Annotated in this window: 1 pseudogene; it reads right to left on the bottom strand. The window is 28.0% G+C overall.

Annotation, left to right across the window (positions count from 1 at the left end):
* Positions 1 to 379, bottom strand: a pseudogene (locus tag Q3304_RS20965) (cell wall hydrolase); the annotation flags it as partial.

Here is a 379-nt window from a genome sequence, read left to right as displayed (position 1 = left end):
TTGTATTTTAAATTAAAATCTTTAGCTAACATTTTTATAAGTTCACTTGCAGTTTTATTACTATATACATAAGTATCTTTATTCTTAAAGTATCTTAACTGGTCATATGCAACTATCTTGATGTGATTTTCCTTATCTCTTTTCTTTTGAAATATATATCCATAAAATACGCCTGTTCCTTTAAAATATAAACGAACTGAATTACCTTCACAAAACTGTAGTATATCATCCATTACTATAGTAAACTCTAACTTAGAAGGTGTTCCTCTTCTTTCTATCTCCCATGTGATACCATCTAAAACAACTGGTTCATAAAAGTCTTCCCAATGTGCAATAACTAATCTTATATCTCTATCATTTGCTAGAACTAATTCATCAG

It is taken from the genome of Clostridioides sp. GD02377 (assembly GCF_045899875.1).
Classification (GTDB): Bacteria; Bacillota; Clostridia; order Peptostreptococcales; family Peptostreptococcaceae; genus Clostridioides; species Clostridioides difficile_A.
Note: the sequence above shows the minus strand (reverse complement) of the source record. Positions and strands in the feature narration are given on the sequence as shown.